General features: G+C 71.1%; 19 protein-coding genes. 9 read left to right on the top strand and 10 right to left on the bottom strand.

What is annotated here, in order from left to right; genetic code table 11:
- Positions 1-188: 188 nt before the first annotated feature.
- The 3 genes from KIH74_RS27275 to KIH74_RS27265 all read left to right on the top strand — a co-directional run bounded on the left by KIH74_RS27275 (position 189) and on the right by KIH74_RS27265 (position 3,271).
- Positions 189-1,445 (top strand): MFS transporter, encoded by a 1,257-nt coding sequence (locus tag KIH74_RS27275; protein ID WP_214159216.1) that lies wholly within the window; start codon positions 189-191, stop codon positions 1,443-1,445.
- A gap of 288 nt (positions 1,446-1,733) precedes the next feature.
- Entirely contained in the window at positions 1,734-2,243 is a 510-nt protein-coding gene (locus tag KIH74_RS27270) for an ATP-binding protein (protein ID WP_214159215.1), read from the top strand.
- On the top strand, positions 2,240-3,271 hold the full coding sequence (locus KIH74_RS27265; RefSeq protein WP_308114016.1) for a SigB/SigF/SigG family RNA polymerase sigma factor: 1,032 nt from the start codon (positions 2,240-2,242) through the stop codon (positions 3,269-3,271). Before KIH74_RS27270 ends, KIH74_RS27265 begins: the two co-directional genes overlap by 4 nt.
- A gap of 56 nt (positions 3,272-3,327) precedes the next feature.
- On the opposite strand, the gene KIH74_RS27260 is transcribed toward KIH74_RS27265, so the two are convergent.
- The 6 genes from KIH74_RS27260 to fbaA all read right to left on the bottom strand — a co-directional run bounded on the left by KIH74_RS27260 (position 3,328) and on the right by fbaA (position 8,179).
- Complete coding sequence (locus KIH74_RS27260) at positions 3,328-4,617, bottom strand: adenylosuccinate synthase (RefSeq protein ID WP_214159214.1); 1,290 nt, start codon at positions 4,615-4,617, stop codon at positions 3,328-3,330.
- 89 nt (positions 4,618-4,706) lie between these two features.
- Entirely contained in the window at positions 4,707-5,690 is a 984-nt protein-coding gene (locus tag KIH74_RS27255; RefSeq protein ID WP_214159213.1) for an NAD(P)/FAD-dependent oxidoreductase, read from the bottom strand.
- Between the two features lie 35 nt (positions 5,691-5,725).
- Positions 5,726-6,163 (bottom strand): DUF3151 domain-containing protein, encoded by a 438-nt coding sequence (locus tag KIH74_RS27250; protein WP_214159212.1) that lies wholly within the window; start codon positions 6,161-6,163, stop codon positions 5,726-5,728.
- An 81-nt stretch (positions 6,164-6,244) separates the two neighbouring features.
- Positions 6,245-6,733 carry an HAAS signaling domain-containing protein gene (locus KIH74_RS27245; RefSeq protein WP_214159211.1) on the bottom strand — a complete coding sequence of 163 codons (489 nt, stop codon included), beginning with the start codon at positions 6,731-6,733 and terminating at the stop codon, positions 6,245-6,247.
- 5 nt (positions 6,734-6,738) lie between these two features.
- Positions 6,739-7,077: a PadR family transcriptional regulator gene (locus KIH74_RS27240; RefSeq protein ID WP_214159210.1), complete on the bottom strand. Its 339-nt coding sequence runs from the start codon at positions 7,075-7,077 to the stop codon at positions 6,739-6,741.
- A gap of 79 nt (positions 7,078-7,156) precedes the next feature.
- Complete coding sequence (gene fbaA / locus KIH74_RS27235; protein ID WP_214159209.1) at positions 7,157-8,179, bottom strand: class II fructose-bisphosphate aldolase; 1,023 nt, start codon at positions 8,177-8,179, stop codon at positions 7,157-7,159.
- Positions 8,180-9,085: 906 nt separating this feature from the next.
- Here fbaA and KIH74_RS38940 point away from each other — a divergent pair.
- Complete coding sequence (locus KIH74_RS38940) at positions 9,086-10,465, top strand: GDSL-type esterase/lipase family protein (RefSeq protein ID WP_214159208.1); 1,380 nt, start codon at positions 9,086-9,088, stop codon at positions 10,463-10,465.
- A 117-nt stretch (positions 10,466-10,582) separates the two neighbouring features.
- The gene (locus KIH74_RS27225) at positions 10,583-11,359 is read left to right on the top strand and encodes an HAD-IIA family hydrolase (protein WP_214159207.1); all 777 of its coding nucleotides are present in this window, start codon (positions 10,583-10,585) and stop codon (positions 11,357-11,359) included.
- A gap of 67 nt (positions 11,360-11,426) precedes the next feature.
- On the opposite strand, the gene KIH74_RS27220 is transcribed toward KIH74_RS27225, so the two are convergent.
- The 3 genes from KIH74_RS27220 to KIH74_RS27210 all read right to left on the bottom strand — a co-directional run bounded on the left by KIH74_RS27220 (position 11,427) and on the right by KIH74_RS27210 (position 15,558).
- Positions 11,427-14,219 (bottom strand): FtsX-like permease family protein, encoded by a 2,793-nt coding sequence (locus KIH74_RS27220; protein ID WP_214159206.1) that lies wholly within the window; start codon positions 14,217-14,219, stop codon positions 11,427-11,429.
- Entirely contained in the window at positions 14,216-14,971 is a 756-nt protein-coding gene (locus tag KIH74_RS27215; protein WP_214159205.1) for an ABC transporter ATP-binding protein, read from the bottom strand. Before KIH74_RS27215 ends, KIH74_RS27220 begins: the two co-directional genes overlap by 4 nt.
- 65 nt (positions 14,972-15,036) lie before the next feature.
- The gene (locus KIH74_RS27210) at positions 15,037-15,558 is read right to left on the bottom strand and encodes a PadR family transcriptional regulator (RefSeq protein WP_214159204.1); all 522 of its coding nucleotides are present in this window, start codon (positions 15,556-15,558) and stop codon (positions 15,037-15,039) included.
- Between the two features lie 352 nt (positions 15,559-15,910).
- Here KIH74_RS27210 and KIH74_RS27205 point away from each other — a divergent pair, with 352 nt between their 5' ends.
- The 4 genes from KIH74_RS27205 (at position 15,911) to KIH74_RS27190 (ending at position 18,909) form a co-directional block, all read left to right on the top strand.
- Entirely contained in the window at positions 15,911-16,447 is a 537-nt protein-coding gene (locus KIH74_RS27205) for a hypothetical protein (RefSeq protein WP_214159203.1), read from the top strand.
- A 140-nt stretch (positions 16,448-16,587) separates the two neighbouring features.
- Positions 16,588-17,082, top strand: a complete 495-nt coding sequence (locus tag KIH74_RS27200; protein WP_214159202.1) for an RNA polymerase sigma factor — start codon at positions 16,588-16,590, stop codon at positions 17,080-17,082.
- A 1-nt stretch (position 17,083) separates the two neighbouring features.
- The gene (locus KIH74_RS27195) at positions 17,084-17,728 is read left to right on the top strand and encodes a hypothetical protein (RefSeq protein WP_214159201.1); all 645 of its coding nucleotides are present in this window, start codon (positions 17,084-17,086) and stop codon (positions 17,726-17,728) included.
- 305 nt (positions 17,729-18,033) lie between these two features.
- Complete coding sequence (locus KIH74_RS27190) at positions 18,034-18,909, top strand: hypothetical protein (RefSeq protein ID WP_214159200.1); 876 nt, start codon at positions 18,034-18,036, stop codon at positions 18,907-18,909.
- On the opposite strand, the gene KIH74_RS27185 is transcribed toward KIH74_RS27190, so the two are convergent.
- Positions 18,887-19,525: a TrmH family RNA methyltransferase gene (locus KIH74_RS27185; protein WP_214159344.1), complete on the bottom strand. Its 639-nt coding sequence runs from the start codon at positions 19,523-19,525 to the stop codon at positions 18,887-18,889. The genes KIH74_RS27190 and KIH74_RS27185 overlap by 23 nt on opposite strands.
- Positions 19,526-19,758: the final 233 nt, after the last annotated feature.

Raw genomic sequence — 19,758 nt, 5'->3', positions numbered from 1 at the left:
GCCGGTTGTACCCTGGGAACCAGCCAGAGGCGCCCGCTGTCCATCGACACGTTCGGCGCAAGGGCTCAATGACGCCGCCCCGCAACACGTCCCGTACCGCCCGATTTTGCTCGCCGAAAGAGCATTCCCGGGCGGTTCGTCGTGTGCCCGTGCCTCCGGCAGACCTAGGTTGAGAGGGCGGCACAATCGTGTTCAATCCGGTGCGGCGGGCGCTACTGGTCCTGGCCATCTGTAGTTTCGGGCTGGGCACGGGCGAGTTCGTCGCCCTCGGGCTGCTGCCCGACATGGCCCACGACCTGGACGTCAGCGTCCCCCAGGCCGGAAACCTGATCTCGGCCTACGCCATCGGTGTGGTGATCGGCGCGCCGCTGCTGACCGCGGCCAGCGTCCGGTTCCCCCGCAAGGGCCTGCTGATCAGCCTGGTGGTGGCCCTCGCGGTGGGCAACCTGGTCTCCGCCCTGATGCCGGGCTTCTACGGCCTGCTGGTGATGCGATTCCTGTCCGGCCTGCCGCACGGGGCGTTCTTCGGGGTCGCCGCGGTGCAGGCGTCCAACCTGGTCGCCCGGAAGAAGAGCCAGGCGATGGCGGTGGTGTTCGCCGGCCTGACCATCGCCAACGTGGTGGGCGTGCCGCTGACCACCTACATCGGCCAGAACACGTCGTGGCGGCTGGTGCTCGTGCTGGTCGCGGTGGTCGAGCTGATCGGTGCCCTGGGCGTGCTGGCGGCCGTGCCGCGCAGTGAGCGGGTGGACCCGTCCTCGCCGGACGCCCCGCACCTGCGGCACGAGCTGGGCGCCTTCCGGAACAAGCAGATCTGGCTGTCGCTCGGCGTGGCCACCATCGGCGGCGGCGCCACCTTCGCGACCTTCAGCTACATCGCCCCGATGATGACCGAGGTGGCCGGCTACGCCGAATCGAGCATCACGCCGCTGCTGGTGCTGTTCGGGCTCGGCATGACCTTCGGCAACCTGATCGGCGCACGGCTGTCCGACCGGTTCGACGCCACCCCGGTGATCTACGGCGCGATGGCCGCGAACGTGGTCATCGCCGGCATCTTCTTCTTCGCCTCCAGCAGCAGGATCGCCTCCGCCGTGCTGATCTTCCTGTTCCCGTTCAGCAACACGATGGCCTTCCCCGCCCTCCAGAACCGGATCATCAGCATGGCCGGCGGCGCCCCCAACCTGGCCGCCGCCAGCATGCACGCGGCCTTCAACATCGCCAACTCCCTCGGCGCCTGGCTGGGCGGCCTGACCATCGCGGCCGGCTGGGGCTACAACTCGCCCAACCTGGTGGCGGTCGGCCTGGGCATGCTCGGTGTGCTGATCGCGGTCTACGCGGGGCACACCCAGGGCTCCGGGGTCACCGTGGTGCGCACGACGACAACCGGGGACGACGGGCACACCGGCAACGCCCGGCATCGCGAAGAGGCCCTGACCGAGGGCTGATCCGGCACACCGGCAGGCCGGGCGCATCGCGGGGGGCGATTCGCGGCCAATGCGAACTATGCGGTACTGCACGCGCGGTGCAGGGGTGTGCGAACCTCGATCCCGTCCTTGATAAAGCTCTCATCGACGCCGGAAACGGCGGACGATGCGCCCCTGGACGGGCAGAATTACCCGAGCGGCCGTCCGGGTACGGGGCTTCACTACTCGTGATCGGCCGAGTGAGATCTGTAGCTTGGGCTTCCCTTGAGGCCTGGACAACTACAACTCTGAGTGCACTACCCTGTTCCGATGGTGACATTGGTATCGTTCCGTGACGAACGATCCGCGCACCGCTACGAGCAGGGCCGGTCTTCGTCACGGGGGGATGTGAGCACAATTCTCGGCAGGCAGCGTTCCGACGTCGTCGAGACCGGACGGAAGCTCGACACGGTGGAGCTGCGGGTCCCGGCCGATCCGGCCTACCTCGCCGTGGTGCGCACCGCCGCCGCCGGCCTCGGCACCCGCCTCGACCTCACACTCGACGAGATCGAGGATCTGCGGATCGCCGTCGACGAGGCCTGCTCGTTGCTGCTGGCCGGGCGCGCGCATCCGGGGCGCACGCTCGACGCCGCCTTCGAGGTGGGCCTGGTCGGCGGGCAGAGCCTGTCGGTCACGATCTCCGGCCCGGTCGGCGAACTTCCGCGCGAGGCCAGCTTCTCCTGGTCGGTGCTGCGGGCACTGGCCGGCGAGGTGGTCACCGGCACCGGCACCGGCGGGGCCTGGATCAAACTCAGTGTGCCGGGGCGGGCCGAGAGGTGAGCCTTCAGCCGGACGCCGACGCCCGCCTGCGCATACTGCCCCGGAGCCAGCCCGACCTGCCCGAGATCGTCAGGCACCGGACCGGGCCCGTCCCGGTCCGGCCGAGCACCCCGACGGCACCCGGCGCTCCGGCCGGGCCCGCCGACCCCGAGGAACCCGACGAACAGGCGCGGGTGGCCGTCCCCAGTGATCCGGAAGACCTCGACGACGAATCCGCCCTCCGGCCGGGTGATTCCGACGACCCGGGCGATCCCGACGACCCGGACGGTTCACTGGTCGCCGACCCGGACCGGGCGGTGCCGCCGGCCGATCCGGACCTCCAGCGCCTGTCCCGCCTGCCCAAGACGCATCCGCAGTACCAGCAGCTGCGCCGCTCCGTCATCGAGGCACACCTCCCCCTCGTCCACCACCTCGCCCAACGCTTCAAAGGCCGCGGCGAACCCTACGACGACCTCGTCCAGGTCGGCACCATCGGCCTCCTGCACGCCGTCGACCGCTTCGACCCCCAACGCGGAGCCTTCGCCGCCTTCGCCGTCCCCACCATCGTCGGCGAAATCCGCCGCCACTTCCGCGACCGCGGCTGGGCCATGCGCATCCCCCGCCGCATCCAAGACCTCGGCCGCCGCGTCTCCGAAGCCCGCGAAAGCCTCACCCACACCCTCGACCGCTCCCCCACCGTCCGCGAGATCGCCGAATACCTCGACGTGGATCCGGATCTCGTGCTGGAGGCACTGGAGACGGCGAGCGCCTACATCACCGTGCCGTTGCAGACCACAGCCGAGGAATCGGACCGGATCGGCAAGAGCTTCGAAGACGCCGGCCTGGAACTGGTGGAGCAGCGCGCCACCCTGGGCCCCCTGCTGGCCCGGCTGCCGGTGCGCGAACGCCGCATCCTGGAGCTGCGTTTCGGCAAGGGCATGTCGCAGTCACAGATCGCCGCCGAGGTCGGGGTGTCCCAGATGCACGTGTCCCGGCTCCTGACCAAGAGCCTGAACATCCTGCGCAGCGGCCTGACCCAGGAGCTGTAAAAAATGTGGGACGACGCCGGGTCATGAAAAAGCCGGCGTCGTCCCACATGTGAAGGTCAATCGGGCAGCAGCGAATACCTCACGACCGTCTGCTCACGGCTCGGGCCGACCCCGATGGCCGAGATGCGCTGACCGGAGATCTCTTCGAGCGCGAGCACGTAGGCCTGCGCGTTCTTCGGCAGGTCCTCGAACGTGCGGGCCGCGGAGATGTCTTCGGTCCAGCCGTCGAAGTACTCGTAGACCGGCTTGGCGTGGTGGAAACCGGTCTGCGTCATGGGCATTTCGTCGTGCCGCTCGCCGTCCACGTCGTAGGCCACGCAGACCGGGATGCGCTCGATGCCGGTGAGCACGTCGAGCTTGGTCAGCACGAAGTCGGTGACACCGTTGACGCGAGCCGCGTACCGCGAGATGGGGGCGTCGTACCAGCCACAACGACGCGGACGGCCCGTGGTGGTGCCGAACTCGCCGCCGACGTTGCGCAGGCGGTCGCCCCACTCGTCGTGCAGCTCGGTCGGGAACGGGCCCTCGCCGACGCGGGTGGCATAGGCCTTGGCCACGGCGATCACCCGGTCGATGCGGGTGGGCGGCACGCCGGAACCGGTGCAGGCGCCGCCGGAGGTGGCGTTGGACGAGGTGACGAACGGGTAGTTGCCGTGGTCGACGTCGAGCAGGGTGGCCTGCCCGCCCTCGAACAGCACCATCTCGCCCCGGTCGAGCGCGTTCACCAGGGTCAGGCCGGTGTCGGTGACCATCGGGCGCATCCGGTCGGCATAGGCGATGAGCTCGTCGAACACCTCGTCGACGGTGACCGCGCGCCGGTTGAACGCCTTGACCAGCAGCGGGTTCTTGCCCTCCAGGGCGCCCTCGATCTTCTGCCGCAGGATGTTCTCGTCGAACAGGTCTTGCACGCGGATGCCGACGCGGCTCATCTTGTCGGCGTAGGTCGGCCCGATGCCGCGACCGGTGGTGCCGATCTTGCGCTTGCCCAGGAACCTTTCGACCGTCTTGTCGAGCGTGCGGTTGTACGACGGGATGAGGTGGGCGTTCGCCGAGATCAGCAGCTTGGAGCAGTCGATGCCGCGCGCGGTGAGCCCCTCGATCTCCTGGAAGAGCACGGCCAGGTCGATGACCACGCCGTTGCCGATGACCGGAATACAGTCCGGCGTCAGGATGCCCGAGGGCAACAGGTGCAGGGCGTACTTCTCGCCGTCGACGACCACGGTGTGACCCGCGTTGTTGCCGCCGTTGAACTTGACGACGTAGTCAGCCTCGGCGCCGAGGGCGTCGGTGGCTTTGCCCTTACCCTCGTCGCCCCACTGGGCGCCGACCAGAACGATCGCGGGCATGACCGGGCTCCTCTAATCCACCCCTGGGTGTGGGGTCCGGTGATTGATGCTACCGCGACGGCAGTGAATACCCGGATCGGGGGCCGGATTTACCCGAGGTGTTTGAGCAGTTGCTCAGCCAGGCCGTTACCGGACATCCAGGCCTGTTCCACCCGGGACCGGGGGCCCCAGGCGTCACCGCAGACGCCGATCAGCGCGTCGTCGTGCAGCGCGAACGGCTCCAGGTGGGTGCGCACCGGTGCGGCGAACGACCAGCGGTGGATGCGAGCCCACTCGGGTGGCGGAGGCCGGTCGGTGCCGAACAGGCGACCCAGCTCGGTCAGCATCGGCTCGATGCCGGTGCCCGGGTCGGTCAGCCGCTCGCGGGCGAACGGCGCGGTGCTGTGGACGACGAGAACCGGCACCCCGTCGGCATGACTGCGGCCGCTGTCGGCGATCCAGGCGATGACGTCGGACGCGTTCACGAACACGGCGTCGAACTCCGGCCACCAGCGACCGCCCCACGACGCCCACATCGAGAGCACCGGGTGCTGATCACTGCCGTCCACACCGAGCGCGGAGGCGATGCCTGCCGGGAGCAGCCGCTCGGCCTGCGGGTCGGGCATGGCCAGCACCACGGCCGCGGCCGGTTCGCCGTCCACAGTCGTGATCCCGTTCTCCACGGTGACCGACCCGACCAGGTGGGCGGTGTCGATCCGCAGCCCCTGCGCGAGGTTCTCGACCAGGCCGCGCACCCCGCCGGAACCGGGCACGGTGGACCAGCGCTGCGGGCCGGCCTCGCCCGGGCGCAGGCCCTTTTCGTCGTACACCGAGAACCGGTCGGTCCACGGCTGGGCCAGCCCGGCGTGCTGCCACGCCGCCACGACGTGCGCGAACAGAGCCTCGCGCACGGTGAAGTAGGGCGCGCCGATGTCGACGGCATGACCGACCGACAACGACGAGACCGGGCCCACGTACTCGGTCTTCACGGCCATCCGGCCGCCGATCCGGCGGCCGCGCTCGTGCACCCGTACCCGCAGCCCGGCGTCGTGCAGACGCCGGGCGCAGGCGATGCCGGCGATGCCGGCCCCCACGACGACGACCGGGCCGTTGCCGCGGGAGGTCGGGCTCAGCGCTGAACCGCCCAGCTCAGCACATTGAGGGCGTCGGCGGCCTCGGGGTCGCAGTCGGCGACGAACTTGGCGATGCGCTCGCGCTCCTCGTCCTCACCGATGGCCGTGGCGGCGCGGCCGAGGGCGGCGAGAGCACGCAGGAAGCCCTGGTTGGGCAGGTGCGACCACGGCACCGGGCCGTGGCCCTTCCAGCCGTTGCGGCGCAGCGCGTCGAGACCACGGTGATAACCGGTGCGGGCGTAGGCGTAGGCCTCCACGTCGTTGCCGGCCTCCAGCGCGCGCTCGGCCAGGGCGGCCCAGGGCAGGCACTGCGCCGGGCTGGCGGCCGCCACGTTCTCCAGCGGGGCGCCGGCCTCGATCGCGTCGCGCGACACCGAGTCGTCGGGGAGCAGGGTGGGCGGCGGCGAGTTCAGCAGGTTCTGATGCGTGGTCACGGGCCCCAGTGTGCCCCAGCGACCTGGTTACGCGCGCGCCATGTTTGGACGCCTGTCAGAACCTTTGTGGTCAGGGCGCGCTCAGGGCGCGGACTGGGTGACCACGACGTCCGGCCCGGTCTGCTCGGCCGGAACGGTCTCGCCGCCGACGAACATCAGCGCCGCGACCACGGCGAGCAGGAACATCAGCCCGAGCACCGCCCCGACCACCGCCAGCACGATCAGCACGATGCGGCGGCCGTCCGTGGAGGACGGGCCGGCGGCGGGCGGACCCGGCTGCCCGAACCGTGGAGCCTGCGGGTGCTGCACGTACTGCGGAGCGCCGGTGGGTTCGGGCGTCTGCTGCCCCTCCACCCGGGCCGCGGCGGCCACGGTCTCCGGGGAGCCCAGCCGGTCGAGGATCTGCCGCACCCCGGCCTCGGAGTCTTCCGGCAGGGCGGCCCGCTCGGTCTCGATGTGACCGCGCAGGTCGTCGAGCAGCTCGGCGCGCTGCCCGGGATTCAGGTCTCCCAGGGCGTTTTCCAGGGCTGCCAGGTAGTCGCGCACCAGCGCGTCGGTTCTGATCGTCATCTCGGTCACCGTGCGTCCAATCCCGTGATCCGGTCCACCGCGTCGCGAAAGCCGTTCCATTCCGCCCGGAAGTCGTGCAGTGCCCGGCGCCCCGCCTCGGCCAGCGAGTAGTACCGCCGGGGCGGCCCGCTCGCCGACTCCTGCCAGGTGGTGTTCACCCAGCCGGAACGCCGCAGCCGGGACAGCAGCGGGTACAGCGTGCCCTCGCTGATCACCAGCCGCTCGGCCGCCAGCCGCTGCACGATCTCCGGGCCGTAGCGGTCTTCGTGCTCGACCAGGGCGAGAACACAGAACTCCAGGGTGCCCCGGCGGAGCGCGGAAGAAATGTCCAGCGCTTCAGCCATGCACAGCATCTTACCTTGCGCGGCAAGGTACCTGTCCAGAGAAAAGGCCGGCCTCCCGCGAGACCGGCCGTTCCCCGGACTACTTGATCTTGGTGCCGGCGCTGCGCAGCGCCTCGCAGGCCTCGACCACGCGCGCGGACAGACCGGCCTCGGCGGCCTTGCCCCACACCCGCGGGTCGTACTGCTTCTTGTTGCCGACCTCGCCGTCCACCTTCAGCACGCCGTCGTAGTTGCGGAACATGTGCTCCACGACCGGGCGGGTGAAGGCGTACTGAGTGTCGGTGTCGACGTTCATCTTGATCACGCCGTGATCGACGGCGGCCGAGATCTCTTCCGGCAGCGACCCCGAGCCACCGTGGAACACCAGGTCGAACGGCTTCTCCCGGCCGTACTCCTTGCCGATCTCGTCCTGGATCTCCTTGAGGATCTCCGGGCGCAGCTTCACGTTGCCCGGCTTGTACACGCCGTGCACGTTGCCGAACGTGAGAGCCGTGATGTAGCGGCCCTTCTCGCCCAGGCCGAGGGCCTCGACGGTGGCCTTGGCGTCGGCCACGGTGGTGTAGAGGTGCTCGTTGATCTCGTTGGCCACACCGTCTTCCTCACCACCGACGACGCCGATCTCCACCTCCAGGACGATCTTCGCAGCGGCGGCGCGCTCCAGCAGCTCGGAGGCGATCTTCAAATTCTCGTCGAGCAGGACCGCGGAGCCGTCCCACATGTGCGACTGGAACAGCGGGTTCTCGCCGCGGTCCACCCGCTCCTGACTGATCGCCAGCAGGGGCCGGACGTAGCCGTCGAGCTTGTCCTTCGGGCAGTGGTCGGTGTGCAGCGCGATGTTCACGTCGTAGCTCTTCGCCACCTCGTGGGCGAACGACGCCAGAGCCACCGCACCGGTGACCATGTTCTTCACCGTCGGGCCCGAAGCGTATTCGGCCCCACCGGTGGAGATCTGCACGATGCCGTCGCTGCCCGCCTCGGCGAAGCCGCGGATCGCGGCGTTCAAAGTCTGGGAAGAGGTCACGTTGATGGCGGGATAGGCGAAGGACCCGGCCTTGGCGCGGTCGAGCATCTCCGCGTAGACCTCGGGGGTTGCAATCGGCATCAGCCTGCTCCTGTGCGGTTTCGTCGCGTGCGGTTCATCAGCCAGCAGTCCGCCAGGGCCACCCACACCGGTGCACGGTCAGGCGACTGCCCCGGGCGGGCCTTGTCGCTCTCGCTGTGGCGATCCTTGCACGCGAACGGGCCGTGGGCCCGTCGTTAGGTGAGGTCCTGGCCATGCTTTCGGGGACGCGAATGTTCGCTTGCACTAGCCGATGTCACACACAAGAGGACTCCGGTCGCAATCGTCAAGCGGTCGTGTCCAACTTGTCCGGACAAGTGGCGTGACGTTGGCGACTTCCGTGACCAATGAGACCTTTCCGGACCCCGCGACGCCCCCGGATGTCGCCCAGGTCACTCCCGTTCCGGCCGGGCGGACGTGAGTTAGACAACGCGTGTTCTAGGTCAAAGGTCAGTGACCCAGGCAACTTCCGGAAGCTTCTCGAGGGCCCTTGGTCGGCGGCGCGCGTGGTGCGGCGCGGGGTGGTGCGGCGCGCGTAGTGCGGCGCGGGTGGTGCGGCGCGCGTGGTGCGGCGCGGGTGGTGCGGCGCGGGTGGTGCGGCGCGGGTGGTGCGGCGCGGGGTGGTGGCTCGGAACGGCCCCGGCCGCTCGGGCTCAGCTTGGCTCGGCTCGGGGCCGCCTCGGCAGCAGTTCGGGTGCGTCGTGACCGCCCTCGTCGTCCACCCGCCATGCCCGTGCGGGACCGCGGGTGGCCCATTGGTCCCACACGACACCTGTTCGCGGCCCGCCGCCGGGGCCGTACGAGTGCCGAACGGCGACCCACACGTCCCCAGGATTCGGCCTCCGGATCGCCCATGTTCGCCCGGAACCGGATCGCATATCGGACAGTTGTCTCCAGCGGGCCCACCGACGTGCCGATCAAGAATCACGCTTCCGTCCGGGAGGGCCAGTGAAGAAGACGCGTCGTCGCGCACTCACCGCGTCGCTGGCCTTGTTCTCCGTGGGGGCGATCACCGGAACGGCCATCCTGGTGACGACCGGTCACGAAACCGGGCTGGCCGCGGTCCCGGTCGGCTCCGGCGACCACGGCGACTGCATCACCGCGGCCTTCCCGGGCGAGAGCGGGACCGTCGCCTCCAGCCCGGCCGCGGAAGTCCCCCGCCCCTCCACCACCGTCACCGCACCGCAGCACGTGCAGGCCGGCTGGAGCGGTGCCTGGAGCACCGCCGTCCAGGACCTGAGCGACACCGCCGACCGCGACGTCACCGGCCGCACCGTTCGCCAGCTGGTGCACCCCACCCTCGGCGGCAGCAGCATCAGGATGCGCCTGGTCAACACCTTCGGCACCGAACCGCTGGAGCTGGCCCGGGTCACCGTGGCGTTGGCCGTAAAGACGGGAGCACCGGAGCTGACCACCGGCACCGTGCACGAGGTGACCTTCAGCGGTGCCGCCCGGGCCGAGGTGCCGCCGGGCGGGCGGGTGATCAGCGACCCGGTCGAGCTGCCCATCGACCTGGGCGACACCCTGGCCGTCGACGTGGTGACGCAGGGCGCCACGGTGGCCACCTCGGGGCACGCGCGGGCCGTGGCCACCACCTTCCTGGGCCCGGGCGACCTGGCCGGCCGCACCTCGGGCGCGGCCTTCACCGACTCGGTGCGGTCCTGGTACTGGCTGGAGGGCGTCGACGTGCCAGACCCGGGCGGCGAGGGCTCGGTCAGCATGTTCGGCGACTCGATCACCGAGGGCATCGGATCCACCCCCGACCACGACCGGCGCTGGCCCGACCTACTGGCGGCCCGGATGCGCGGGAACACCGCCACCGCCGGCCTGGGCGTGCTCAACGAGGGCATCGGCGGCAACCGGCTGACGTCCGAGAACGTGAACTGCGGCTCGCCGAGCGCCTCCGGCCTGCGCCGGTTCGAGCACGACGTGCTGGCCCGGCCCGAGGTCCGGGTGGTGGTGATCGCCCTGGGCATCAACGACATCGGCACCGGCACCCCGGCCACCACGGTGATCGCCGGGCTGACCACCCTGGCCGACCGCGCGCACGCCGGCGGGCTGCGGGTGGTCGGGGCCACGCTCACCCCGTTCACCTGTGAGGGCGGGTGCCTGAGCCCGGAGAAGGAGCAGCAGCGCCGCCTGGTGAACGACTGGGTGCGCAGCACAACGGTTTTCGACGCCGTGGTGGACTTCGACGCGGCGGTGGCCGACCCCGCGGCCCCGGAGCGGATGGGCGCCGCCCACGACTCGGGCGACCACCTGCACCCCGGCGACGCCGGAATGCGGGCGCTGGCCGAGGCTTTTGACCTGGCCGCGCTGACCGGCTGATCCGGCCACCTCAGCGGACGGCACCATCCGACCAGTACGGTTCGGGCGCGGGCCTTCAGCGCAGAGCCGAAATCCGGACGGAACCGGACGGAGCCCCATGAAGCGAGGAGAAACGGCATGAACACTCGGGAGATCCGCTGCTGGCTGACGGACATGGACGGGGTGCTCGTGCACGAGGGCCTGGCCCTGCCGGGTGCCGCCGAGTTCCTCGGGCGTCTCCAGGAGAAGGAAGCACCGTTCCTGGTGCTCACCAACAACTCGATCTACACCGCGCGTGACCTGCGGGCCCGGCTTCTGGCCTCCGGGCTGGACGTGCCGGAGCAGTCGATCTGGACGTCGGCCCTGGCCACCGCGCAGTTCCTGGCCGACCAGGTGCCCGGCGGCCGGGCCTACGTGATCGGCGAGGCCGGGCTGACCACCGCCCTGCACGAGGCCGGCTACGTGCTCACCGACACCGACCCGGACTTCGTCGTGCTGGGCGAGACCCGCACCTACTCGTTCGAGGCGATCACCAAGGCCATCCGCCTGGTCGAGGCCGGTGCCCGGTTCATTGCCACCAACCCGGACCCGACCGGCCCGTCGGCCGAGGGCCCGCTGCCGGCCACCGGCGCGGTCGCGGCGCTGATCACCCGGGCCACCGGCCGGGAGCCGTACATCGTGGGCAAGCCCAACCCGATGATGTTCCGCAGCGCCCTGAACAAGATCGACGCGCACTCCGAGTACACCGCGATGGTGGGCGACCGGATGGACACCGACGTGATCGCCGGGATGGAGGCGGGCCTGGAGACCTTCCTGGTGCTGACCGGTTCCACCACCCGCGACGACGTGCAGCGCTACCCGTTCCGCCCGTCGCACATCGTGCCGTCGATCGAGAGCCTGATCGACCTGGTCTGATCCACGTCGGCGGACGGCAGTCCGCAGGTGCCGCGCCGCCGGGCCCTCCACCCGGCGGCGCGGAGTCTCACTGCCCGAGCCGCCGCACCACGGCCAGCCGCGACCGGGTGGTCAGGAACCCGATCACCATGGCCAGCAACGGGATTCCGAGGCCGACGGCCAGCAGGTAGTTCCACGGCAGCACGAGCCGCCAGAGGTTCTCGTCGCCGTAGCCCGCGGTCCAGTCCTGCTGCATGCGCACCAGCACCCAGCCGGCCAGGATGCCGCTCAGCACCCCGAGAACCCCACCCAGGCCGGAGATCACGCCGGCCTGCGCGGCGGCGAGCCGGCGCCGCACCCCGGGCCCGGCACCCACCGCGGCCAGGGTGGACACGTCGGCCCGGGTCTCCGCCGCCGCCAGCCCGACCGCGGTGAAGGTGCCGATCAGGCTGATCACCGCGGCCGCCACCAGCAGCGACAGCAGGCCTGTTCCGTAGTGGCTGACGTAGCCCCGCTCCAGGCTCAGTCCCAGGCCGGCGTCGCGCAGCAGCGCCTCGTCGGTCCGTTCCTCCTGCGCCGTGGTCGGCATCCGGGTCGTGGCTGCCACGAAACCACCGTCTTCCAGGCCGATTCCGAGTTTCTCGGCGGCCGCCGTCGGATACACCAGGCCGTTGATGTTCGACTCGCCGGCACCCGCCAGGACCGCCTTCAGCGTGATCGTGGTGACCGACGAGGGGGTGTCGTTGCGCTCGGTGTAGCGCTCGACCGCGACGTGCACCGTGCCGTCCGGCCAGATCATCTCCGGGTCGGTACTCACCACCGTGCCGGCCCGCAGCGCGGCCACCGTGGTGGGTGCCTGGCCGCCGGTGATCAGGTCGACCGCCGTGCCGTCGTCGAACACGTTGCCGTAGCCGAACTCCAGCGTGCCGGGGTCACTGCGGCCTCCGCACGGTCCGGGCGTGCCCTCCTTGTACACCTCGTCGTCGCCGGGCATGACCACACTGGCGATGCCCTCCATCGCGGTGCCGGGGCACTCGACATCGTCGGGCATCAGCGGGGTGAGGCTGACGTTCACGTCACCCTCGTCCTCTTCCCACGCCGAGGTCCTGAAGGTCTGGAGGCTCTCGACCGGCAGATCCCGGCGCACCACGCCCTCGGCCACCGACAGCGCGTCCACCGCCTGGTTGTCGCCGTAGGTGTCGGCCCCGACCACCAGCACGCCGGTGGCCGTGCTCGCCCGGTACTCCCGCTGGTCGTGGTCGTCCTGCGCGGCCAGGTAGACCAGCGCCGCACTGCCACCGGCGATCGCGGCGAGCACCGCGGCCACCGCCGGGGCGGTGCGGCTGCGCTGGCGGGCCGCGTCGCGCAGGGCGAAGCGGGCGCTGAACGGCAGCCGCACGGCCAGCCGGGCCGCCAGGGCCACCACCGCACCGGAGGCCATCACCATCCCGACCTCGGCCACGGCCAGCCCGAGAACGGTCGGGAACGTCCAGTACTCGCCGGAACTCACCAGCGCCAGGACGGTTCCGGCGAGCGCGAGCAGCAGCCCGGCCACCGGCACCCGCAGGGCCGGCGGTGAGTAGTCACGTCGGCCGGTCAGGGCTGCCACCACGTCGAGCCGGGCGGCCTGCCGGGCCGGCACCAGCGATGCCGCGACCGCGGTCAGCGTGCCGGTCGCGACCAGCACGAGCAGATCCAGCGGGCGCACGTCGACGCGGACGAAGGTGACGTCGTGGGCCCGCAGCACGGCGATGATCGCGATGCCCAGCCCGGCCCCGAGAACCGCCGCGACCGCGCTGCTGACCAGCCCGATCAGCCCGTTCGAGGCGAGCAGCACGGCCCGCAGATGACGGCGCTCGGCCCCGCTAGAGGCCATCAGGGCCAGGGTGCGCTGGTTGCGGCGGGCGCCGACGGCGATGGCGGGACCGGCCAGCAGGGCGATCTGGAGCAGCACCATGCCGATGACGACGGCGACGATGCCCACCGATTCGCCGTCCACCGCGTAGTCGCCGTCGTTGTAGGGGACCTGCTCGGACGGGGGCGGGTCGGCCACCACCTGGCGACTCAGCACCACCGAGCCACTCTGGTTCAGGTCGAGCACCTGGTCCCAGGTGACCGGGTCGGGGCCGGTCACCAGCAGCCGGGCCTCGCCGAAGGCACCGGCGTAGGTCAGGAAGCCGCCCTCGGTCCGGAAGACACCCTCCGGGAACAGGGATCCGGCCGGGCCGATGACCTGCTTCTCGATGTCGATCCCGTCGACGACACCGACCACGGTGAGCGTGCGGGCCTCGTCCTTCTGCGACGGCTGGTAGGTGAGGGTGTCGCCCACGCGCACACCGGCGTCCTGGAGTTTCCGGCTGACCACCACCTCACCCGCGGCCTGGGGCGCACGGCCGGAGACCTGCTCGATCAGGCCCTTCAGACCCGATCCGGTGTAGTCCAGTTCGCGCAGACCGGCGCTGAGCAGCCGGTCCTGCCAGCGCAGGTTGCGGTTGGCGTCGAGTGTGCGGTCGCGCACCAGCTGGTCGCGCGACGAGATCACCGAGGCCGCCCGCTGCTCGAACTCCTCGGTGGAGAGCAGGTTCTCGTCGCCGGCGTCCTCCTTGTCGTCCCCGATGACGGTCCCGGAGTCGTAGCCGTTGCCGGCCGGCGACTGGACGACCGGGGCGAAGCCCGCGTAGGTGATCTCGGCCTGGGCCTGCACGCCCAGCTCGACCCGCACCACGTCCTGCGGGTCGCGGTCGTCCGAGCGGAACAGCACCGACACGCTCGACAGTGCGAGCACCGGAAGCGCGATCATCAGCGCGACCAGCGCGCTGCGGCCCTTGTGCCGCCAGACGTCGCGGCGGGCCACCCGCCAGGCGGGGATCCAAGCCCTCATCGGGAAACGCTGACGGTGTCGGCGGTTTCGTCCACGATCCGGCCGTCGCGCAGGAACACGATCCGGTCGGCCCAGGCCGCGTGCTGGGCGTCGTGGGTGACCAGGAGACCGGCCGCACCGGCGTCCACCCGGGCGCGCAGCACCCGCATGATCGCCTCGCCGGTCAGCGAGTCCAGGGCACCGGTCGGCTCGTCGGCGAGCACCAGGCGACGCGGCCCGACCAGGGCGCGGGCGATCGCCACCCGCTGCTGCTGGCCGCCGGACATCTCCTCGGGGAACCGGTCGGCGAGGTCTTCGACGCCGACCTCACGCAGCGCCTCACGGGCCTCCTGCCGGGCCTGACGGCCGCTCACCCCGTCGAGCTCCCTGGGGAGAGCGACGTTCTCGGCCGCGGTCAGGGCGGGCACCAGGTTCAGGTCCTGGAACACGTAGCCGACGCTGCGGCGGCGCAGCGCGGCCCGGGCCTTCACCGAGAGCCCGCCGACGCTCACCCCGTCGACCACCACGTCACCCGAGGTCGGTGCGTCCAGACCGCCGGCCAGGTGCAGCAGGGTGGACTTGCCCGAACCGGACGGTCCCATCACCGCGACCAGTTCGCCCACCCGCACCTGGAGACTGACGCCGTTCAGCGCGTGCACCGGCACCGCCGTTCCCTGCCCGTGCACCCGGGCGGCGTCGTGAAGGCTCAGCAGAACCGGCTGCCGGCCCTCGCTCCCGGCCGGCTCCACGGCCTGGACGTCAACACTGCTCATGACCTTGCCCCTTTTCGTCACGCCCCCTCCACCCGGGAGCGAAAGTCTTGATGGTGCTGCGGCTCTCAGCGGGCGGTGAGGCGCTGGCCGACCAGGTCGAGCCAGCGCGCCTCGGCCTCGGCCGCGAAGATCAGGCTGTCCAGCACGAGCAACCTGGCCAGGTCCTCACCCGTGGACGGCTCCGGCAGGGCGCGCTTCTGGCGCGTGTAACCCTGTAACACGCGCAGGGTTTCGGCCTTCTGCCGGGAGACCACGTCGATCACGTCGACCCCGGGAGCGGTGGCGGCCAGGGCCACCTTGATCGCCACCTCGTCACGGTTCGGTGCGCCCCGGTCGACGGCGGTGGCCCACCACTTCTCCACCTCTTCCCGCCCGGCGAAGGTGAGCCGGTAGTTGACCGAGCCGTCGTCCTGACGACCCGCCTCCTCCACCAGCCCATCCCTCACCAGGCGGTTCAGGGTTGTATAGACCTGCCCGATGTTGATCGGCCAGGTCCGCCCGGTGCGCAGCTCGAACTCGTGCCGGAGCTGGTACCCGTACTGCTCGCCCTCCGCCAGGATCGCGAGCAGGCTCTGTCGTACAGACATTCCCCGGCACTCCCCTCCCAAGTGCATACCCGGTATGGCGAGAGCGAAGGTATACCGAGTATGCGGTTCGGATCAAGAACCCCGATCAGGGACGGCGAGAACCCCTACCCGACGCCGTTACGAATCCGTGACCGAAGTCGTGTCGTTGCCCGAGGGGCTACAGAACGTCTTAGGGGTGTGTTCGTGTTCAGCACCACGGCCTGAGCGCTCCCGCTGGGGGCCGCCACGGTGGGACGACGAAACACCAGCAGTACCAGCACAAAGCAGCGAGGGCAGTGGTTGCAGCCACCGCCCTCGCGAAGAGATTCACCCGACCCGTACCCGTGCCGACCAGCACCTCAGGAGAAACCCCATGTCTGTCAAGCGTATCTCACTGGCCCTCGCCGCAGCAGTCCTCGGGGCCGGGGCGTTCACCGCCGCGACCCTGCCCGCCCAGGCGTCACCGGCCTCCACCACGTTCTCGGCGATCCCGGCAAAGGCCACGGACAGCTACGGTTTCGCGAAGGACGGCCTGGAGTTCGGCTACCTCACCAAGGTCACGCTGAAGAACGACAAGCTGCGGATCACCCTGGACCAGGCCGAGTTCTACGACGGCAAGGCCGCCAAGCTGCTGAACGGCGGCATCACCCCGCCCGACGACTACCGGATCGCCCACGACGACACCCAGGACCCGTTCACCTACACGGTGTCCACCAAGGCCAGCCTGATCGGCGTCAACGAGCTGCTGGGCCACCCGGACGACCTGAAGCGCACCACGATCACCCGCACCCAGCTGGTGAAGAACTTCGCCGAGCTGGAGAACAAGCACGTCGCGGTGTGGTTGCGGCACACCGACACCGAGTCGAACGGCGGCCAGGTCACCGCGCTGGCCGAGCAGTACATCCCGTGACGGGTCGCTGACGGCCTCCGGTCCGCGGCTGCCCCTGCGGGCAGACGTGGACCGGGCGGCCGCCGCCGCGCATCCGCACTCCCCGCACACCACTAGAGTTCCTGCCGTCTTTGCGGAGAACGGCGGGAAACGGCGGTGCGATGACGGCGGAGGCCGGGAGATCCGACTACGAGTCGCTCTTCCCCGAACTGTGGCGCAAGGCGTACGTGGTGGCCTACCAGGTGCTCGGGTCACAGGCCCAGGCCGAGGACGCGGCCCAGGAGGCGATGGCCAAGGCCTACTCGTGGTGGGGCCGGATCAACCGGTCCCCGCACGGCTGGGTCGCGAGAACCGCCTACACGCAGGCCATCGACATCGCCCGGCGGCGGGTGCGCAGCCGGGAGGTGCTGGGTGACGACGACGTGGAGCGGCCCGGCCGGGACCCGCGCCTGGAGGACCGGATGGACCTCACCGCGGCGATCGAGCGGCTGCCGCGGCGGCAGCGTGAGGTGATCGTGCTGCGTTACCTGGCCGACCAGTCCGAGGCCGACACGGCCGCCGCCCTGGGGATGCGGATCACCACCGTGCGCAAGCACGCCCAGCGGGGCCTGGCCTCGCTCGGTGGGCATCTCGCCACCGAGATGCGGGAGGCCTGACATGTTCGACGACCTGAAGCCCGACCAGATCCCGGCCCCGCCCGCGCGGGCCCTGCCCGACGCCGTGCGCCGGGGCACCAGCATCCGGCGCCGCCGCCGGGCCGGCTGGGCCGCAGGGGTCGCGGCCGCCGTCGTGGTGACGGTGGCGGTGGTGCTGAGCAGCCCGTTCAGCGCCACCGACCAGGCCCGGGTGGTGCCGGCGACCGCCACCGCCGCGCCGAAGGACTACACCCCGATCACCACCGTGCGCTCCGAGGCCGAGGGGCTGACCTTCGGCTATCTGCAAGGCATCACCGAGAACGCGGACGGCACGCTGACCCTGCGCATCCAGCCGGGGTACTTCTACCTCGGCGAGGAGGCGAAGACGATGAACGGCGGCGAGTACCCACTCGACGACGTGCTCCAGGGCGAGAAGGAGGGCACCGAGCCGACCGACTTCCGGCTCGACCCGAAGGCCCCGCTGCGGGGTGCCAACGCGCTGCTCGGCTACCCGGAGGACGTCGATGTCGACGCCGGCCGGCCGATCACCACGGCCCAGCTGACCGAGAACTTCGAGGCGGTGGGGGAACCGCGCGACGTCGGGGTCTGGTTCCGGCTGGGTGGCGACGGCACGATCACCGCCCTGTCGGAGCAGTACATCTCCTGACCCGCTCCGACCGCACGACACGCCCGCAACCAACCGGCACCCGCGGGTCCGGTCGGCATCCGGTCGGCAACGCCTTCGCAGCGGGGGCTCACAGACGAGACCCTGCGTTATTAGATCGTGACCGCCCGGCGTGACCGGTTCCGGTCCGCCCGGGCGTCGTTCACCGGGTGAGCCATCGCCGGTACACCCGAGACGCTCCTCGCCCCTGCGGCTGACATGCCGCATGACCTGCCCCGATAGCGAGATATGTCCATCCCGGGCCGAGTAGCCTGCTGGCACTTCCGGATGGGGAAAAGGCGGGTGAGATGACCACCACCGAAACACCGGCACCACCTCGCCCCAAGAGGCGCCCCGGCGACTTCGAGATCCTCTTCCCGGAGCTCTACCGCTCGGCCTTCACGGCCGCCCACGCCGAGCTCGGCAGCCGGGCCGATGCGCACGAGGTCACCCACGCCACCTTGGCCCGGGCCCACGCGCGCTGGTCGCGGATCGGCGACTCGCCCGCCTTCTGGGTGTCCACGGCCGCCCGCACGCACGCGCTCGACGTGCTCCAGCGTCAGCCGCCGGGCCGCGAGGTGCTGATGGACGACGAGGCTGAGCTGTCCCCGGGCGACGTGCCGGATCCGGGGGCGGGCGACCTGGCCACCGTCACCCGGCGCGGAAGCCGTCTGCGCATGCGCCGCCGGGCCGGCTGGGCCGCGGCGGTGGCCTGCGTGCTCGCGTCCGTCGCCCTGGTCAGCGGGCTGACCGAGGCCCTCCCGCCGTCGGTGCTCGACGCCACGTCGCTGTCCGCCGTGGGGGGCGGGCCGGACCAGGCCGTGCGGGTGGTTCCGGCCCCGGCCGACCGCCGCCCGATCGCCCCGGTGCCCTGGCAGGACGAGGACCGCACCGGCCTGGCGTTCGGCCGGATCAGCGCCGGGCGCAGCGAACAGGGCTCGGTGCGGGTGACCTTCCTGGCCGGTGACTACACGCGGGACGGCGAGGTGCTGGTGCCGGCCCGCACCGGCCTGTCCGGCCAGCTGGTGATCGACCCCGACGCGCCTCTGGTGCTGCACGGCCCCACCGTCGTCACCCCGGAGGAACTGGTTCGGGTGCTGAACCGCTCCACACCCGGTGGTCAGGCCGAGGTCTGGGTGCGATCCGGTCAGGACGGGAAGATCACGGCGCTGCGGCAGGAATGACCGCGTGCTGCCGGATCCAGGCGTGCATGGCGACAGCGGCGGCGGCCCCGGCGTTGATCGACCGGGTCGAGCCGAACTGGGCGATCGACAGCACCTGTGAGCAGGCGGCCAGCGTGGCCTCGGACAGGCCCGGCCCCTCCTGGCCGAACACCAGCACGCAGTCCCGGGGCAGGGTGGCGGTCTCCAGCGGCACCGAGCCGGGCACGTTGTCGACGCCGATCACGGTCAGGTTCTCGGCGGACGCCCAGGCGGTGAGCGCCTCGGCGTCCGGATGGTGGCTCACGTGCAGGTACCGGTCGGTCACCATGGCGCCGCGCCGGTTCCAGCGCCGCCGACCCACGATGTGCACCCCGGCCGCGTTGAAGGCGTTGGCGGTGCGCACCACCGAGCCGATGTTCATGTCGTGCGCCCAGTTCTCGATGGCCACGTGGAAGCCGTGCCGGCGGGTGTCCAGCTCCGCGACGATCGCCTCCCCCCGCCAGTAGCGGAACTCGTCGACCACGTTGCGGCGGTCGCCGTGCTCCAGCAGCTCGGGGTCGTAGCGGGCGTCGGTGGGCCAGGGGCCGGGCCACGGGCCCACGCCGATCCCGTTGCGGGGCTCCTCGTCGTCCACCATTGGGGTACCGGCTACGACCGGGTGCTCGTTCACCGGCTGATCCTCCCGCACCGGCCGGAGTGACGAAGGGCACTCCCGGTGCCGTGGAAGCAGCTCACCCGCCGGGTTCCGGGGACCTGACCAGGACGGTCCTGGGCAGCGCAATGCGTGTGCCCCAGGCGGGAAGACGGCGGATTGGCCCCCGCGGCTGAATCCCGCACCGGCGGGGAACGCCGGGTGGGGGCCACCACGTT

The sequence above is a fragment of the Kineosporia corallincola genome, assembly GCF_018499875.1.
GTDB classification, from domain to species: domain Bacteria; phylum Actinomycetota; class Actinomycetes; order Actinomycetales; family Kineosporiaceae; genus Kineosporia; species Kineosporia corallincola.
Note: the sequence above shows the minus strand (reverse complement) of the source record. Positions and strands in the feature narration are given on the sequence as shown.

Bases quoted from the DNA above. Each gene is read 5' to 3' on its own strand.
- KIH74_RS27215 (WP_214159205.1), bottom strand. From the start codon at position 14,971: ATGAGCAGTGTTGACGTCCAGGCCGTGGAGCCGGCCGGGAGCGAGGGC.
- KIH74_RS27185 (WP_214159344.1), bottom strand. From the start codon at position 19,525: ATGGTGGACGACGAGGAGCCCCGCAACGGGATCGGCGTGGGCCCGTGG.
- KIH74_RS27260 (WP_214159214.1), bottom strand. From the start codon at position 4,617: ATGCCCGCGATCGTTCTGGTCGGCGCCCAGTGGGGCGACGAGGGTAAG.
- fbaA (WP_214159209.1), bottom strand. From the start codon at position 8,179: ATGCCGATTGCAACCCCCGAGGTCTACGCGGAGATGCTCGACCGCGCC.
- KIH74_RS27195 (WP_214159201.1), top strand. From the start codon at position 17,084: ATGTTCGACGACCTGAAGCCCGACCAGATCCCGGCCCCGCCCGCGCGG.
- KIH74_RS27205 (WP_214159203.1), top strand. From the start codon at position 15,911: ATGTCTGTCAAGCGTATCTCACTGGCCCTCGCCGCAGCAGTCCTCGGG.
- KIH74_RS27225 (WP_214159207.1), top strand. From the start codon at position 10,583: ATGAACACTCGGGAGATCCGCTGCTGGCTGACGGACATGGACGGGGTG.
- KIH74_RS27200 (WP_214159202.1), top strand. From the start codon at position 16,588: ATGACGGCGGAGGCCGGGAGATCCGACTACGAGTCGCTCTTCCCCGAA.
- KIH74_RS27190 (WP_214159200.1), top strand. From the start codon at position 18,034: ATGACCACCACCGAAACACCGGCACCACCTCGCCCCAAGAGGCGCCCC.
- KIH74_RS27210 (WP_214159204.1), bottom strand. From the start codon at position 15,558: ATGTCTGTACGACAGAGCCTGCTCGCGATCCTGGCGGAGGGCGAGCAG.
- KIH74_RS27270 (WP_214159215.1), top strand. From the start codon at position 1,734: ATGGTGACATTGGTATCGTTCCGTGACGAACGATCCGCGCACCGCTAC.
- KIH74_RS27220 (WP_214159206.1), bottom strand. From the start codon at position 14,219: ATGAGGGCTTGGATCCCCGCCTGGCGGGTGGCCCGCCGCGACGTCTGG.
- KIH74_RS27245 (WP_214159211.1), bottom strand. From the start codon at position 6,733: ATGACGATCAGAACCGACGCGCTGGTGCGCGACTACCTGGCAGCCCTG.
- KIH74_RS27240 (WP_214159210.1), bottom strand. From the start codon at position 7,077: ATGGCTGAAGCGCTGGACATTTCTTCCGCGCTCCGCCGGGGCACCCTG.